This is a genomic window from Hydrogenophaga sp., from assembly GCF_019635465.1.
In the GTDB taxonomy this organism is placed as follows: domain Bacteria; phylum Pseudomonadota; class Gammaproteobacteria; order Burkholderiales; family Burkholderiaceae_C; genus Hydrogenophaga.
Genome location: NZ_JAHBZK010000026.1, coordinates 1 through 17,027, shown reverse-complemented (window position 1 = coordinate 17,027; position 17,027 = coordinate 1). Strand labels below are relative to the sequence as shown.

The following is a 17,027-nucleotide window of genomic DNA, read 5'->3' as shown; positions in this document are numbered from 1 at the left end:
GAGCGCGTCGCTGCCATAGCGACGCAGGTCGAGCAGGTCGGTGATGGCGTTGAGGGGGTCGGTGCTGGCGTGTTGCTGCGCCAGCGCGTCGATGCCGGCGGTGTCGAAGCGGATGCCGTTGTCGTCGATGACCAGTTCCACCGCGTCCATGTAGGGCTTGAGCCGGGTCTGCATGATCAGCGCGCCATAGACGCTTTGGCGCAGTTGCTCGTAGGCGTTGAGCATGGGCTGGACCTGTTCGGCGAACAGGGTGTAGGTCTGCACCTGCTGGGTGCTGCCGTCGGCCATGGCGAGGCTGCTGAGGGTGGGGTTTTGCATGCCGGCCTGCGCCACGCCCAGGCCGTTGAAGATTTCCAGCACTGGAATGATGGCTTGCATGCGCGCGCTCATGGCCGGGTCGTTGGCGACGACTAAGCGGCGCAGCGGGTCGTCCACAGGCTTGAGGGCGACGTACTGATTGGTGGCGGCCCAGGCGCGCAGCAGTTCATCGAGCAGGGCTGTTTGCCCGGCCTTGGTGGTGGCGGCCGCAAATTCGGCGACCACGTCGATGAGGGGGCGGGCGGGCTCGCCCTGGGTTGCTGGCAGCTCGTAGTCGGGCGCCTGTGCTTGTTCTGCGGCTTGTAGCTCGCTCAGGCTCATGGCTTCGCGCAGGTCGCGCACCCAGCCGGCGCCGCCCATTTCGGGCAGGGCCTGGGCGGTGTCGCTCACCACGATGTCGTTGGCAAAGCTTCGGTAGAAGGGGTTGTGGGCGGCGTTGAGGTCGGCAGCGGTGGTGGTGCTGCCGTCGTCGCGGGTGACCACGGCGGAGGTGGCGACGGTGTTGCCATTGCCCAGGTTGGTGCCAGCGGTGGTGCCCGTGAGACTGATGCTGGCGATGCCTTTGTCGGCCAGGCCAAAGAGTTCGTTGCTCTGGCTGATGCCGTCCTGGTTCAAGTCTTGCCAGAGTTGGACTTGCGCGAACGCGGCGTCGCTGGCATTGAAGACGCCGTCGCCGTTGCTGTCGAGGTCGGCCAGCGCGTCCAGGCCGGAGGTGGCGAGCTGGTTGTTGGCTTTGAGGTAGTCCACCCCAAAGAGCTCGCGCCCGGAGTCGATGCTGCCATTGCCGTTGCGGTCGATGACGAGCCAAGCGTCGTCACCTGTGACCCAGCCGGTACCGGTGCGCACGCCGTCGGCGTTGTGGTCGAAGGTGATGGGGGCCGAGCCAATTCCGACGGTTTCGATGCCGTCGCCGTCGAGGTCGATGGCAAGGGGGTCGTAGTAGATGGGTTGGGGGCGGGTGGAGGTGGCGGTGAGGTAGGTCGTATAGGCGGCGGAATTCATCTCCCACCCTTCGATATCCCAGGTCATTGGCAAGTTAATTTGGTGCTCTGGGAAAAGCATGGACGTTTCATGTCCGTTTTTCCTCGCCCACTCAATTCCGCGCATAATGGCATCTTGATCATTTGGATCATCCCCGTAGGGGGCGTGAGTAAACGGGTTACCCCAATTCTCACCGGTTGAGGTCTTGGCTCTTATCTGGGCGAATCCAGCCATTCTCTTAAGAATCTCCTCCGGAATGCCAAGTGCAGTACCAATAACTCCGTAGTGCCAGTTTCCAAACTCTTCATACACTTTTCCCTGCTGCTTGTAGTCCCACTCACCTTTGTTGCGCACCTTTAGATAAAACCAATAGTAGGTCTCCGCGATTGTGTGCGAATCAGCGTAGGCTTGAGCCTCCGCAATGTGCTGCTCTACAGAAACGCCACTTGGAACGGATTCGGGTTGTTGATCTGAATTGGACATCTGGGTACTCCCTGAAGATTATTTGATGAACCGGCTTGAAAAAAAGTATCCAATGATTGAAATGACTACGAAGACCAGGAAAGAGTAGATGAGCGCTTCAAATGCCCCCCCAAAATCATCAGACAGATCCGACAAGGGAACACCCTGAATCGCAGCCCAAATCCTCCCATGGAGAAAAAAGGTCGCCATCGCGGAGACGACCCCAAGTGTGAGTCCCACAAGTAGCCTTGCAAGACCGATGAAAATCGTTGACCGGAAAATCTTCACCTTAAGCTCCTTTGCGTGCATCACGAACCCAAGTGCTGCACAAATTGCGCGAAATCAACAGTCAAATGCAACACCTGCAGCCTCCCCTGCCCCTACACACGCAAATGCGCGCATTTTGAAGGGCGCCTTCCGCCGATACCCGCGGGGAGTTGGGCATTTCGGGAACCCAATTGAGAGACGCCGGCGCGATTCATCCCCAAAATGTTGGGAGCGATGCATGCGGCGCCGGAAGAGGTACCCGCCGGTCTCCGCGCCAACCCGCCCCATCCTCTGCGCCGCCAACAACGCCGTGATTTCCGGCGAAATCGACCCCGCGGTCAGCGTGTCGCCCAGCGTTTGCTCGAACCGCCACCCCACCCCGTTGAGCGCGTCGCTGCCATAGCGGCGCAGGTCGAGCAGGTCGGTGATGGCGTTGTGGGGGTCGGTGCTTGCGTGTTGCTGCGCCAGCGCGTCGATGCCGGCGGTGTCGAAGCGGATGCCGTTGTCGTCGATGACCAGTTCCACCGCGTCCATGTAGGGCTTGAGCCGGGTCTGCATGACCAGTGCGCCGTAGACGCTTTGGCGCAGTTGCTCGTAGGCGTTGAGCATGGGTTGCACCTGTTCGGCAAACAGGGTGTAGGTCTGCACCTGCTGGGTGCTGCCGTCGGCCATGGCGAGGCTGCTGAGGGTGGGGCTTTGCATGCCGGCCTGCGCCACGCCCAGGCAGTTGAAGATTTCCAGCACGGGAATGCTGGCGTGCATACGCGCGCTCATGGCCGGGTCGTTGGCGACGACGAAGCGGCGCAGCGGTCGTGCAAGGTGGCGCCGCCAAGCAGCAGGTGGCGGTGAGCCACCAACGCCGGCTGGTCGCTCTGACCTCCAAGTTGCTGCAGACGGGCATGCCGTGCGACGGCAAACTGGCCTGAGAACACCGATGGCCCGCCCGCCCTCGGCATCGAGCCCCGCTCGCCGCCGCAAACCCACCCCTGCGCTTCTCCGCACCATGCGCCCTCCCCCTCATTGCCTTACCGGCGTGTGTGACTTGCCGCACATCCTAGTGGTCACTTTGCAGGGGTACTCCCGGGGAGCTGGGTATTTCGGCTGTCAGGATTGACAGGTGTTGGGGGCGCTTTGCCCCCCAATTGCGGGAGGTTGGGTATCGAATGGCGGGTTTTCCACTATCCGGGCACGGCGCTTGGGATGACGGCAAGCGCAAAAAAAACCGGCCCCCAAAAGATCGGGGGCCGGTTGGTTGAGCCTGGCTATTTGAAAAAAGCCGCGCCGGCGGCAATGGCGCCGCGGGGCACGGCCGAATGTGAGCGCTTCAGCCCGTTTCCGCTTCTTTCGCCGGTTCGGCCGGCGGCACGATGGTGCCGATGATGTCGTTGAGGCTGACGGTGCCGAGGTGTTTGCCTTTGGCGGTGACGACGTTGGCGGTGTCGCAGCCGGCGGCGTTGAGTTCGCGGGCGGCTTCTTCGATCACCAGGCCGGGATCGACGTTGGGGCCTTCTACGCGGGGGCCGGCCTGCACCAGCGTGCGGCAGCGAATGACGCGGCCGCGGTTGACGTCTTTGACGAAGTTGGCGATGTAGTCGTCGGCGGGCTTGAGCACGATTTGCTGGCCGGTGCCTTGTTGCACCACTTCGCCGTCGCGCAGGATGGCGATGCGGTCGCCCAGGCGCAGGGCTTCGTCCAGGTCGTGGGTGATGAAGACGATGGTCTTGCCGATTTCCTGCTGCAGGTCGAGCAGCACGCTTTGCATGTCGCTGCGGATGAGCGGGTCCAGCGCCGAGAAGGCTTCGTCCATCAGCAGGATGGGCGCGTCGTTGGTGAGCGCACGGGCCAGGCCCACGCGCTGCTGCATGCCGCCCGAGAGCTGGTTGGGGTAACTGTCTTCGTAGCCCTTGAGGCCCACGCGCTCGATCCAGCGTTCGGCGGCTTCGCGCCGCTCGCGTTTGGCCACGCCGCGCACCTGCAGGCCGTACTCGGTGTTCTCCAGCACGTTCAGGTGCGGGAACAGCGCGAACTTCTGGAACACCATGGCGGTCTGCTCGCGCCGAAAGCGCATCAGCTCGGCGTGGTTCATGCGCACCACGTCCACCGGCTCGCCTTTGATGTCGACCAGCACTTCGCCCGCCGTGGGGTCGATGAGGCGGTTGATGTGGCGGATCAGCGTGCTCTTGCCCGAGCCCGAGAGGCCCATCACCACCTGAATGCCACCAGCGGGCATGTCGATGTTGATGTCGCGCAGGCCGAGCACGTGGCCGTGGGTGTCGCGCAGCTCCTGCTTGCTCATGCCCTGGCGCACCGGGTCGAGGAAGCGCTCGGGCGTGGGGCCGAAGATCTTGTAGAGCGATCGGACGCGGATGCCGGGCGCCGCGGCCTGGGCGGTGCCCGTGCTGGCCGAAGGCTGTGCCGCAGCCGCACCCGCAGCGGCCTGAGTGGAGTTGGGGGCGAACGCTGCTTCAGCCATGCTGTACCTGATGGTGGCGCTGCAGCCGCTTGCCATAGGCCTGCGATGCGCGGTCAAAGATGATGGCGATGCCCACAATGGCCAGACCGTTGAGGATGCCCATGGTGAAGTACTGGTTGGAGATGGCCTTGAGCACCGGCTGACCCAGGCCCTGCACGCCGATCATGGAGGCGATGACCACCATGGCCAGCGACAGCATGATGGTCTGGTTGACGCCGGCCATGATGGTCGGCAAGGCCAGCGGCAGCTGCACCCGGCGCATCTTCTGCCACATGGACGAGCCGAAGGCGTCGGCCGCTTCGAGCAGGTCGCGGTCCACCAGACGGATGCCCAGGTTGGTGAAGCGGATCACCGGCGGAATGGCGTAAATCACCACCGCGATGAGCCCCGGCACGCGCCCGATGCCCAGCAGCATGACCACCGGAATCAGGTAGACGAAGCTGGGCATGGTCTGCATGACGTCCAGCACCGGGTTGACCAGCCGTTGCAGCCGGTCGGAGCGGCTCATGGCGATGCCGATGGGCAGACCGGCAACAAGGGCCACCACGGTGCACACGAAGATCATCGAGATGGTCTTCATGGTGTCGTCCCACATGCCGAACAGGCCGATGAGGCCCAGCGTGACCACCGTGCCGGCCACCACCTTCCAGTTGCGCGAGGCCAGCCAGGCCACGGCAGCAATGCCGATCAGCACCAGCGGCCAGGGCGACTGCGTGAGCAGCCGCTCGGACGCCAGCAGGAACTCGCGCAGCGGGTTGAACAGTTGCTCCAGCGATTCGCCGTACTCGCGGGTGAAGGCCCGAAAGCCGCCGTCGATGGCGCGCCGCAGCGCACTCAGGGTCTCGGACCCCAGGGCGGGGAATTTGTCCAACCAGCTCATGGCGCGTCCTTCAACGGTGGGCTCGGGCTATGCGGCCGTCGGGCCGTGATCAGAGCGAACCCTGGATCTTCTGGGCCACTTCGGCGCTCACCCAGGGCGTCCAGATTTCGGGCTGGGTCTTGAGGAAGTGCGTAGCGCCGTCGGCCCCGGTGGCCTGGTTGTCGCTCATCCACGCCAGCAGGGTGTTGACGGTCTCGTTGCCCCAGGCGCGCTTGTTCAGGTACTCAACGGCCGGGCCACCCGCCTTCTGGAAGCGGTCGGTGATGACGGTCATGACCTCGGCGCGGGCCCAGTCGCTCTTGATGGGTTTGTCGCACTCGGCCTTGGAGTTGCAGGACTCCCAGGCCTCCTTGTTGTGCGGCACGCCGGCGTCGAGCTTGACCATCTCGTACTTGCCGAGGATGGAGGTGGGTGCCCAGTAGTAGCCCAGCCAGCCTTCCTTGCGCTCATAGGCTTTGGCGATGGAGCCGTCCAGTCCGGCGGCCGAGCCGGTGTCCACCAGCACGAACCCTTTCTTGGCGGCATCCCACGCTTTGAACGCGTTGCCTGTGGTGAGCTGGCAGTTCCAGCCCGACGGACAGTTGTAGACCGCACCCTTGCCCTTGCGCTCGGGCGCCGGGAACAGCTCGGGGTGTTTCAGGGCGTCGTCGATGGTCTTGATGTCGGGGTGGGCGTCGGCCACGTACTTGGGAATCCACCAGCCTTCGACGCCGCCGTCTTTCAGCGACATGGCGGCGTAGTGCAGACGGCCTTCCTTCACAGCGGCATCCAGCGGCTGGCGCACGGCGTTGACCCAGGCTTCGGGTGCCACGTCGGGCTGGCCCTTTTCCATCATGGCGGTCAGGGTGGGCATGGTGTCGCCAGGCACCAGCTCGACCTCGCAGCCATAGCCTTCGCTCAGGATGATGCGGTCGATGTGGGCCAGCACCTCGGCCGACTGCCAGTTCATGTTGGCCACGGTGACCTTGCCGCAGGCGGCGGCCATAGGTACGGATTCGGCGGCGGGGGCGGCGGCGGGCGCGGCAGCCTGGGGGGGTTCTTCCTTCTGACCGCAGGCGGCCAGAAGGCCGGCGGACAGAACCATGGAAATGAGGGGGATGTGGCGCATGCAGGGCTCCTCCGGTGCCGCGGGGATCACGCATGCATCCCCGGGCTGGTTTCAAACCAATCCAGGAACCCGGGGGAGACAAGAACGCTGCTGCAGACGAAGTGACCAGCCGCTCAATCCGCGGGGTGCTGGATTGAACTTAGCCGGCGAATATAACTTTTTGAACTATCCGCACGCAAATACTGCGACTTCTCATATAACGGGACCTCATTGCGCCCGTCACCCGGCGTTCAACCCAGGCTGCTCAGAGGATGGTCCTGGGGCGCCCAGGGTGACTCGAAGAAGGCCGTGACCTCGTCGGGCTTCACGTCCTCGATACGCGCGGGCTTCCACTTCGGTGTGTGGTCCTTGTCGATGGCCAGCGCACGGATGCCTTCCACCGTTTCGCTGTCTGCGGCCGGGCGCAGGTGAAAGCAGCGGTACACCATGTCGCGCTCCATGCGCAGATCGTCGGCCAGGCCCATGCCGCGGGCGCGGCGGACCTGCTCGAGCACCACGTGCAGCATCAGCGGTGAACGCTGGCGCAGGGTCTGCGCCGTCTCTTGCGCCCAGGCGCTCTGCCCGGCCGACAAGGCGGCCACCATGTCGGCCACCGTGGGCAGGCCAAAGGTGGCGTTGACCTCGTCCGCGGGCCAGGGCGCAGCGGGCGCAGCCGCTTGCAGATGACTCTGCACCCAGCGCTGCACCGCCTCGCCGTTCTCGAACGGCGTGTTGGCCAGGCTGTCCCACAGCTTGGGCAGACGCTGGGCTTCGATGAAGCCATCGGCAAGGCCGGCACTCAGTGCCTCTTTGCCGTGAAGCACCCGCCCGGTAAGCGCCAGGTACTCGCCCAGATGGCCCGCACAGCGGCTCAGGAAGAACCCGCCACCCACGTCGGGAAACAGGCCGATGTTGGTCTCGGGCATGGCCAGCTTGCTGCGCTCGGTGACCACGCGAAGGCTCGCCCCCTGGCTGATGCCCATGCCACCGCCCATGCAGATGCCATCCATGAAGGCGATGTAGGGCTTGGGGAAGGTGTGGATCAGGTGATTGAGCGCGTATTCCTCGGTGAAGAAGTCTTCCAGCGCCGCATCGCCCGCCAGGGCCGCGGCATGGAAGAAGCGGATGTCGCCGCCCGCGCAGAAGGCGCCAAACGGGCCTTCCTTGTTGACACCGCGAATGGCCACGGCGATCACCGCCGGGTCGTCGCGCCAGTTGCGCAATGCGCTGGTGAGCTCGCGGATCATCGCCAGCGACAGCGCGTTCAGCGCCTTGGGACGGTTCAGGGTGATCAACCCCACCCGCCCCTGGACCTCGGTGATGACGGTGGCTTCGTTCGACGACATGCGGGTCTCTCCTCGGAAAGTGCTCAGTCTGGTTCGGTCCTGGCCTGCAGGGTCTGGATGCGGGGGGTGCCGCTGCGCGAACGCCAGCCCAGCAGCTCGTTGATGAACAGGGCACCGATCACCACCGACCCACCCGTGAGCACCGCGGGCCCAGGGGTTTCGCCAGCGCCGAGCCATGCCAGCAGAATGCCGAAGATGACCTCCAGCAGGGCCAGCAGCGACACCTCGGGCGCCTTGAGCGAACGCGCGCAGACCACCGCCAGCGCGCAGGGAATGGCCAGCTGCACCAGGCCCAGCAGGCCCAGCCAGGCGATGTCGGCATGGGTGGCCGCAAAAGGCCACGCAGCCAGCAGCGTGGTGAGCGAAGAGATCACCCCGCCGAGCAGCACAGAGGGCACCAGATCGATCTTGTGGCCCTGGGTCTGACTGCGTTGCACCACGGTCCAGTTGATGGCACCGGCCACCGGCACGCACAGCGCAATCAGCGAGCCGATCACCAGATTGCCGGTGTCGATGGCCGGGTTGCTGAAGGCGCGAAGAAACTGCACGCCGTACATGTAGACGATGCCCAGGCCCGCTGCGACGATGGCCAGCCAGGTGCGGGTGGCCAATTGCTGGCCCAGCGCCACACGCGCCACCAGCGCGGTGAACAGCGGGCCGACCGCCATGATGATGAGCACGTTGGCCACGGTGGTGAAGGTCAGCGCCAGCATGAAGGCGGTGAACATCACGCTCCAGCACACGCCGCTGATCCAGAACGCCGGTGCGCTGGGCAACACGCCCCAGTGGCGATGCAGGAAACCCGAAGCAACGCCCTGCCCTGGCTCATCGGCCAACACGCCCGCCGCCCGATCGGCCGCACGCCACAGCGGCAGGATGACCAGCAGGGACAGCGCGGCAAAGGCGCTTCGCCAGAAGGTGACCTCAAAGCGCGCAGCCGACTCCAGCTGGCGCGCCACCACGCCGGCGATCGACCACATCAACGTCGCCGCCACCATCAGGAACACGGCCTGGGTGTGACTCAGGCGACTGAGGGCTTTGAAGGGCACGTGAGGTCCGGCCTGTTCAAGCCTCGCGGCTGGCGCGCTTGCGCTCGTGCTCTTTCAGGAAGCGCTTGCGCAGGCGGATGCTCTTGGGCGTGATCTCGACCAGCTCGTCGTCTTCGATGAATTCCACGCCGTACTCCAGCGTGAGCTGGATCGGCGGGGTGATCTTGATCGCGTCTTCCTTGCCGCTGACGCGGAAGTTGGTGAGCTGCTTGGTGCGCGTGGCGTTGACCACGAGGTCGTTGTCGCGGCTGTGGATGCCGACGATCATGCCTTCGTAGACCGGGTCGTTGGCCTTGACGAACATGCGGCCACGGTCGTCGAGCTTGCCCAGGGCGTAGTTGAAAATTTCGCCGTCGTCCATGCTGATGAGCACGCCGTTCTTGCGGCTGGCCACCTCACCCTTGTGCGGCTCGTAGCCGTCGAAGATGTTGGCGATCAGGCCGGAACCACGGGTGAGGTTGAGGAACTCGTTGGTGAAGCCGATCAGGCCACGCGCCGGAATGCGGTACTCCAGGCGCACGCGACCGCGTCCATCCGGATCCATGTTGACCAGCTCGCCCTTGCGCTCACCCAGCGCCTGCATCACCGCGCCCTGGTGGCCTTCTTCGATGTCGGCGGTGACCATCTCGATCGGCTCGTAGCGCTCGCCGTCGATCTCCTTGAACACCACGCGCGGCTTGGACACGGCCAGCTCGTAGCCTTCGCGGCGCATGTTCTCCAGCAGGATGGTCAGGTGCAGTTCGCCGCGGCCAGAGACTTCGAAGACACCGTCTTCATCGGTCTCCTTCACGCGCAGCGCCACGTTGCTCTGCAGTTCCTTCTGCAACCGGTCCCAGATCTGGCGGCTGGTGACGTACTTGCCTTCGCGGCCGGCCAAAGGGCTGGTGTTGACGCAGAAGTTCATGGTCAGGGTGGGCTCGTCCACCTTGAGCATGGTCATGGGCATCGGGTTGAGTGGGTCGGTCACGGTCACGCCGATACCGATGTCGGCGATGCCGTTGATCAGCACGATGTCGCCGGGGCCGGCTTCGGTGGCCTGCACGCGGTCCAGGCCCTGGAAGGTCAGCACCTGGTTGATGCGGCCCTTGAACGATTTGCCGTCGGCGCCCTCCATCACCAGCACGTCCATGCCGGGCCGGATGGTGCCGTTGCTGATGCGGCCCACGCCGATGCGGCCCACAAAGGTGGAAAAGTCGAGCGCGGAGATCTGCAACTGCAGCGGTGCGGTCGGGTCACCGGTCTGTGCCGGCACGTGTTTGAGCACGGTGTCGAACAGGGCCGACATGTCGGGGCCCCACTGCTCGCCTGCCGGGCCTTCGACCAGCGACGACCAGCCGTTGATGCCCGAGGCGTAGACCACGGGGAAGTCAAGCTGCTCGTCGGTGGCGCCGAGCTTGTCGAACAGGTCGAAAGCGGCGTTGATCACCTTGTCGGGGTTGGCACCCGGCTTGTCGACCTTGTTGACCACCACGATGGGCTTCAAGCCCAGCGCCAGGGCCTTCTTGGTCACGAAGCGCGTTTGCGGCATGGGGCCTTCCTGCGCGTCGATCAACAGCACCACGCCGTCGACCATGGACAGGGCGCGCTCGACCTCGCCGCCAAAGTCCGCGTGGCCCGGGGTGTCGACGATGTTGATGTGCGTGCCCTTCCAGCTCACGGCGCAGTTCTTGGCCAGGATGGTGATGCCGCGCTCGCGCTCGATGGCGTTGTTGTCCATCACGGTGTCGACCACCTTCTCGTGTTCGGCGAAGGTGCCCGACTGACGAAGGAGCTGGTCGACCATGGTGGTCTTGCCGTGGTCAACGTGGGCAATGATGGCGATGTTGCGAATGGGTCTGCTCATGATGCGTGTGCCTCGGTGAGGTCTAGGATTTGCTGGATATCGGTCGGGCTCAGCAAGCGGCCCGCAATGAGTTCACCGCCCTGGGTGTGGGCGGTGCCCAGCAGAACGGATCGGGAGGGATCGGCGGGCGACGGGCCAAAGACGGCGACGTGCTCGCGGTTGGGCCAGTCGCCCCGGCGGCGCACCCCGCTCAGGAGGCGCCCGGCATGCTCGGCGTCGAGCGTGACGCGCTCGTGACCCGCAAGCAGCACTTCAATGGGATGCAGGGCTTCTTGCCGCTCTGACTCGCTCATGGCCGCCAGGGCGTCGAGCGTGATGGCTTGGGACACGTTGAAAGGCCCGGTGGCCACGCGGCGCAAGGCGATCAGGTGACCACCGCAGCCCAGGGCCTCGCCGATGTCTTCGCCCAGTGTGCGGATGTAGGTGCCTTTGCTGCAATGCACGCGAAGGCTGAGTGTGGGTGCCTCAGCCTGCAGTTGCATGTCGAGCAGCTCGATTTCGTGAATCGTCACCCGGCGCGGGTCGCGCTCCACGGTTTCGCCATCGCGGGCGTACTCGTACAGTGCCTTGCCGTCCTTCTTGAGCGCACTGTGCATGGGGGGCACCTGGTCGATGTCGCCCATGAAGCGGTCAAGCACCTCGACCACCTGGCCCACGGTGCATTGGACGGGCCGCGTGTCGATCACCTCGCCCTCGGCGTCGGCCGTGCTCGTGCGCACACCCAGGCGCACGGTGGTCTCGTAGACCTTGTCGGCGTCGAGGTGCAACTGACTGAACTTGGTGGCGGCGCCAAAGCACAAGGGCAACACCCCGCTGGCCAGTGGATCGAGGGTACCCGTGTGGCCGGCCTTCTCGGCGCGCAACAGCCACTTGGCCTTTTGCAAAGCCTGATTGCTGGACAGTCCCAGCGGCTTGTCGAGCAGAAGCACCCCATGCACAGGGCGCCGCTGCACCCTGGTGCGTGGCGCGTTCATGCTCACTCGTCCTTCGAACGGGAGGAAACGGCCTTGGCGATCAAGGCGTTCATGTCGGCCGCGCGCTCGGTGGTGCGGTCGAACACGAAGTGCAGCGTGGGCACGGTGTGGATGTGAAGGCGCTTGAACAGCGCGTTGCGCAGGAAACCCGCCGCCGCGTTGAGCCCTTCGGTGGTTTCCTCAGGATTGCCCGTCAGCAAGCTGAAGAACACCTTGGCGTGGGCGTAGTCGGGCGTGACCTCGACCGCGTTGAGGGTGACCATGCCCACGCGCGGGTCCTTCAACTCGCGCGCGATCAACTCCGCCAGATCACGCTGGATCTGGTCGGCGACGCGGTAGCCGCGGTTGGGGGTGGAACTTGCTTTGCGAGGCATGGTGAATGGCGATGACAAATGACGCTTGCCTGGCAGCTTCGCCATGACGCGGCGCCTTGCGCCTCAATGACAGCTTGTGGTCATCTGTCATCGCGGCGCGCAGCGCCAGGTCATTGGTCATCGGAGCGGCACGGTCACAGGGTCCGCGCGACCTCCTTGACCTCAAAGAACTCGAGCTGATCGCCCTCTTTGATGTCGTTGTAGTTGCGCAGTTTGATACCGCACTCGAAGCCTTCCTTGACTTCGCGCACGTCGTCCTTGAGGCGCTTGAGCGACTCGAGCTCGCCCGAATGCACCACCACGTTCTCGCGCAGCAGGCGGTAGTGCGCGCCGCGGGTGACCATGCCCTGGGTGATCATGCAGCCAGCCACCGTACCGATCTTCGACGCCACGAACACCGTGCGGATCTCGGCCATGCCGATGACTTCCTCGCGCTTCTCGGGCGCCAGCATGCCGGACATGGCCGCCTTGAGCTCGTCGACCGCGTCGTAAATGATGTTGTAGTAACGCAGGTCGATCTCGTTGCCTTCGGCCAGCTTGCGCGCACCGGCGTCGGCGCGCACGTTGAAGCCGATGACCACGGCGCCCGAGGCGATCGCCAGGTTGATGTCGCTTTCGCTGATGCCACCGACACCGGCGTACACCATCTGCACGCGCACCTCGTCGGTCGAGAGCTTGAGCAGCGCAGCGGCCAGCGCCTCCTGCGAACCCTGCACATCGGCCTTGAGGATGATGGGCAGCGTCTTGACTTCGCCCGCGGCCATGTCGGCAAACATGTTTTCCAGCTTGGCGGCCTGTTGCTTGGCCAGCTTGGTGCTGCGGTACTTGCCCGCGCGGTAGGTGGCAATTTCGCGAGCGCGGCGCTCGTCGGCCATCACCATGAACTCGTCGCCGGCCTGCGGCACTTCGGCCAGACCCTGGATCTCCACGGGAATGGACGGGCCCGCTTCCTTGGCGTTGCGACCGTTTTCGTCGAGCATGGCGCGCACGCGACCGGAAGTCTGGCCTGCCAGCACCACGTCGCCCACCTTGAGGGTGCCGCTTTGCACCAGCACGGTGGCCACGGCGCCGCGGCCCTTGTCCAGGCGCGCTTCGATCACCAGGCCTTTGGCCATGGCATCGACCGGCGCCTTGAGTTCGAGCACTTCGGCCTGCAGCAGCACCTGCTCCAGCAGGTCGTCGATGCCCATACCGGTCTTGGCCGACACCGCCACGAAGGGCGAGTCACCACCGAACTCTTCGGGCACCACTTGCTCAGCCACCAGTTCGGACTTGACGCGCTCGATGTTGGCTTCTGGCTTGTCGGCCTTGGTCATGGCCACCACGATCGGCACACCGGCAGCCTTGGCGTGCTTCACAGCCTCGCGGGTCTGCGGCATCACGCCGTCGTCGGCTGCACACACGAGCACCACGATGTCGGTCGCCTGCGCACCGCGTGCACGCATGGCCGTGAAGGCCTCATGACCCGGGGTGTCGAGGAAGGTGATCATGCCGCGCGGCGTGTCCACATGGTAGGCACCGATGTGCTGGGTGATGCCACCGGCTTCGCCTGCGGCCACCTTGGCACGGCGGATGTAGTCGAGCAGCGAGGTTTTGCCGTGGTCGACGTGACCCATCACGGTCACCACCGGCGCACGCGGCATGGCCTCGGCCTGCTGGCCCAGCACTTCCTCTTCGGTGAAGGCCTCCGGATCGTCCAGTGCCGCCTGCACGGCCTTGTGACCCAGTTCTTCGACCAGGATCATCGCGGTGTCCTGATCGAGCGACTGGTTGATCGTGACCATCTGGCCCAGCTTCATCAGCTGCTTGATCACCTCGGACGACTTGACCGACATCTTGTGCGCCAGCTCGGCCACCGTGATGGTTTCGGGCACGTGCACTTCAATCTGCTTGAACTCGGTCGGCGCCTGGAAGGAACCCTGGCCGTCGCGGGAATCACCGCGGTCACCGCGGCGGCCCTTGGGTCCGCTGCGCCAGTTCGAACGCCCCGAACTGGTGTCGCCACGCGTCTTGATTTCCTTCTTCTTGGCCGCGTCGTCTTTCCAGGTGGAAGAAAGGTTCTCGGACTTGATCTCTTTTTTGCCCGCCGCGCCCGCAGTGGTCGCACCTGCGCCCGCCGTCTTCGTTGGCGTGCCCGCGGGCTTGTGCAGCGTGCCTTTGATGCCGGCCTTGGCGTCGGGCGCCGGCTCGGGCTTTTTGGCCACCAGCGTGCGCGCGGGCGCCGCCATCATGGCGCGGATGTTCGCGGCCTCGGCCTCGGCCTTGCGACGGCGTTCCTGCAGGTCGGCGGCGGCGCGGTCTTCTTCGGCCTTCTTGTCGGCAGCGGCCTTGGCGGCAGCGGCTTCCTTCTCGGGGCTCTTGACCTTGACGGCCTTGGCAACGGCCGGGGCCGGCGCGGCGCCTTCGCTGGCGCCTTCGCTTTGAGCAGCAGTTGCAGCGGCCGCTGCGGCGTCGGCCGCGGCCTTGGCTTCAGCCGCAGCCTTGGCTTCGGCCTCGGCGCGGGCTTCCTCGGCTTCGCGAGCGGCGCGCTTGGCGGCCAGCTCTTCCTCCTGACGGCGGATCAGCTCGGCCTGACGGCGTGCGTCCTCCTCGCGGCGTGCCAGTTCGGCCTCGTCCACGACGGGTGCTTCGGCCACAGGAGCTGCCTCGGGCGCGGGTGCATCCGCAGCGACCTCGTCGTCGCGCTTGATGAAGGTGCGCTTCTTGCGCACTTCCACCTGGATGGTGCGCGCACGGCCCATGGCATCGGCCTGCTTGATCTCGGAGGTCGACTTCTTGACGAGGGTGATCTTCTTGCGCTCGCCGCCGGCGGTGCCGTGGGCAGCCTTGAGGTGGCCCAGCAAGCGCTGCTTGTCGGCCTCGGTGATCGGGTCAGACGGGGCGGCCTTGCTCACGCCCGCAGCCGACAGCTGCTCAAGCAGCACGTTGGCGGGTTTGTTGAGTTCGGCGGCGAATTCGGCGACGGTGGTACTGGTCATGTGTGCTGTGCTCCGTGGTCCTCCGACGATCAGGATTGCGGCTGCGCTTCGTCACCGGTAAACCAGTGGGCGCGGGCTTTCATGATCAGGTCGGTGGCCTCCGCTTCGGATTGGCCGGTGATCTCGGTGAGTTCGTCGGTGGCCAGATCGGCCAGGTCGTCGCGCGTGTGCACGCCGGCGTCGGCCAGTTTGGCGATCAGCTCGGGCGTCATGCCTTCCAGGTCCTTCAGGTCCTGGGAGACTTCCTCGACGCTTTCCTCGCGGGCAATTTCCATGGTGAGCAGCGCGTCCTTGGCGCGGGTGCGCAGCTCGTTGACGGTTTCTTCGTCGAAGGATTCGATCTCGAGCATTTCCTGCAGTGGCACGTAGGCCACTTCCTCGAGGCTGGTGAAGCCTTCCTCGATCAGGATGTCGGCGATCTCCTGGTCCACATCGAGTTTGGACATGAAGACCTGGCGAATCGAATCGGCCTCTTCGGCCTGCTTCTGTGCCGACTCATCGGCCGTCATGATGTTGATGCGCCAACCGGTGAGCTCGCTGGCCAGACGCACGTTCTGGCCGCCGCGGCCGATGGCGATGGCGAGGTTCTCCTCATCGACCACCACGTCCATGGCATGGCGCTCTTCGTCGACCACGATCGACACCACGTTGGCCGGAGCCAGCGCACCGATGACGAACTGGGCCGGATCGTCGGACCAGAGCACGATGTCAACGCGCTCGCCGGCGAGCTCGTTGGTAACGGCGTTCACGCGCGAGCCTCGCACGCCCACGCAAGTACCGATGGGGTCGATGCGGCGATCATTGGTGTGCACCGCGATCTTGGCGCGCGAGCCGGGGTCACGCGCGCACTTCTTGATCTCCAGCAGGCCCTGCTCGATCTCGGGCACTTCCTGGCGGAACAGCTCGATCATGAATTCGGGGGCCGAGCGCGACAGCAGGATGGGCGCGCCGCGCAGCGTGAGGTCGACTTCCATGATCATGGCGCGCACGCGGTCGCCGGTACGGAAGTTCTCCTTGGGGATCATCTCGCCGCGACGCAGACGGCCTTCGACGCGACCGCTCTCGACGATCAGGTCGCCCTTGTCCATGCGTTTGATGGTGCCCACGAAGATCTTGTCGCCGCGCGACATGAAGTCGTTGAGCAGCATCTCGCGCTCGGCGTCACGGATCTTTTGCAGGATGACCTGCTTGGCGGCCATGGCGCCGATGCGCCCGATCGGCACGCTCTCGACCGGCTTCTCGATGTAGTCGCCTTCTTCGATGTCCGCGATTTCGTCCTTGGCATCGCTCAGCAGCTCCTCGGCATCGGGGTTCTGCAGGCCGGCGGCGTCGGGCACCACCAGCCAGCGGCGGAAGGTCTCATAGGCACCGGTGTCGGGGTCCATGGCCACACGGATATCGACCTCGCCCTTGTAGAGCTTCTTGGTGGCCGAAGCCAACGCCTGCTCGACCGCACCCAGCACCACGTCGCGCTCGACGTTCTTCTCGCGCGAGATGGCATCGATCAGCATCAACATTTCGCGGTTCATCTTCAGCCCACCTTTCCAGTTCGATCCTTGGTCTTGTTCCGTTGGCGCCTCAGGCACCCGGGGCGCCCCGCCCCTTGAAATTCACGATCGGCGCCAAACGCGCCTGTGCAATCTCGTCCAGCGTGAAGCCCAGCACCTGCAGCGGCGCAGGCTCACGCTTCTTGCTCACGCGCTGCCCTGGCTTCACCGGCGGCTCGTCGCTCCAGACGATCTGCCAGCGCCCACCATCGGGTGCGCCTTCGGCACGCTCGAGCGTGCCGCGGAATTTCTTGCGATTGGCCGCCACCGCGCCATTGGCACCCAGCGGCGCCTTGAGCACGATGTCGACCACATGGCCTTCAAAGCGACGGAAGTCGTTCTCGTCGCGCAATGGCCGGTCGATCCCTGGCGACCCCACTTCGAGGCGCCGGTAGTCCAACCCGTCCACTTCGAGCGCGTACTGCAACTGCCGCGTCACGCGCTCACA

The 17,027-nt window shown here is 65.0% G+C and carries 12 protein-coding genes and 2 pseudogenes; all 14 read right to left on the bottom strand.

The features are described 5' to 3' along the window. Positions 1-1,320 (bottom strand): annotated as a pseudogene (locus tag KF871_RS18590) (hypothetical protein); the annotation flags it as partial. Between the two features lie 99 nt (positions 1,321-1,419). Beyond that, positions 1,420-1,782: pseudogene (locus KF871_RS18795) on the bottom strand (polymorphic toxin type 44 domain-containing protein); the annotation flags it as partial. 321 nt (positions 1,783-2,103) lie between these two features. Next, positions 2,104-2,790 carry a hypothetical protein gene (locus KF871_RS18585; protein ID WP_291146078.1) on the bottom strand — a complete coding sequence of 229 codons (687 nt, stop codon included), beginning with the start codon at positions 2,788-2,790 and terminating at the stop codon, positions 2,104-2,106. A 562-nt stretch (positions 2,791-3,352) separates the two neighbouring features. After that, positions 3,353-4,501 (bottom strand): glycine betaine/L-proline ABC transporter ATP-binding protein, encoded by a 1,149-nt coding sequence (locus tag KF871_RS18580; protein ID WP_367172071.1) that lies wholly within the window; start codon positions 4,499-4,501, stop codon positions 3,353-3,355. Further along, positions 4,494-5,381 carry a proline/glycine betaine ABC transporter permease gene (locus KF871_RS18575; protein WP_291146076.1) on the bottom strand — a complete coding sequence of 296 codons (888 nt, stop codon included), beginning with the start codon at positions 5,379-5,381 and terminating at the stop codon, positions 4,494-4,496. The genes KF871_RS18580 and KF871_RS18575 overlap by 8 nt, the downstream gene beginning before the upstream one ends. A gap of 49 nt (positions 5,382-5,430) precedes the next feature. Continuing rightward, complete coding sequence (locus KF871_RS18570) at positions 5,431-6,489, bottom strand: ABC transporter substrate-binding protein (RefSeq protein WP_291146074.1); 1,059 nt, start codon at positions 6,487-6,489, stop codon at positions 5,431-5,433. Positions 6,490-6,719: 230 nt separating this feature from the next. Further along, complete coding sequence (locus KF871_RS18565; protein WP_291146071.1) at positions 6,720-7,814, bottom strand: enoyl-CoA hydratase/isomerase family protein; 1,095 nt, start codon at positions 7,812-7,814, stop codon at positions 6,720-6,722. A gap of 23 nt (positions 7,815-7,837) precedes the next feature. Beyond that, positions 7,838-8,812 carry a DMT family transporter gene (locus tag KF871_RS18560; RefSeq protein WP_291146080.1) on the bottom strand — a complete coding sequence of 325 codons (975 nt, stop codon included), beginning with the start codon at positions 8,810-8,812 and terminating at the stop codon, positions 7,838-7,840. Between the two features lie 67 nt (positions 8,813-8,879). Then, complete coding sequence (typA, locus tag KF871_RS18555; RefSeq protein WP_291146069.1) at positions 8,880-10,706, bottom strand: translational GTPase TypA; 1,827 nt, start codon at positions 10,704-10,706, stop codon at positions 8,880-8,882. After that, positions 10,703-11,680, bottom strand: coding sequence for a tRNA pseudouridine(55) synthase TruB (truB, locus tag KF871_RS18550; RefSeq protein WP_291146066.1), 978 nt, complete (start codon positions 11,678-11,680; stop codon positions 10,703-10,705). Before truB ends, typA begins: the two co-directional genes overlap by 4 nt. A 2-nt stretch (positions 11,681-11,682) precedes the next feature. Then, the gene (gene rbfA, locus KF871_RS18545) at positions 11,683-12,054 is read right to left on the bottom strand and encodes a 30S ribosome-binding factor RbfA (RefSeq protein ID WP_291146063.1); all 372 of its coding nucleotides are present in this window, start codon (positions 12,052-12,054) and stop codon (positions 11,683-11,685) included. Between the two features lie 134 nt (positions 12,055-12,188). Next, the gene (gene infB / locus KF871_RS18540; RefSeq protein WP_291146060.1) at positions 12,189-15,032 is read right to left on the bottom strand and encodes a translation initiation factor IF-2; all 2,844 of its coding nucleotides are present in this window, start codon (positions 15,030-15,032) and stop codon (positions 12,189-12,191) included. Positions 15,033-15,061: 29 nt separating this feature from the next. Continuing rightward, on the bottom strand, positions 15,062-16,561 hold the full coding sequence (gene nusA / locus KF871_RS18535; protein ID WP_291146057.1) for a transcription termination factor NusA: 1,500 nt from the start codon (positions 16,559-16,561) through the stop codon (positions 15,062-15,064). Between the two features lie 49 nt (positions 16,562-16,610). Further along, positions 16,611-17,027, bottom strand: a 417-nt coding sequence (locus KF871_RS18530) for a ribosome maturation factor RimP (RefSeq protein ID WP_291146054.1), incomplete at its 5' end; no start/stop codon positions are given.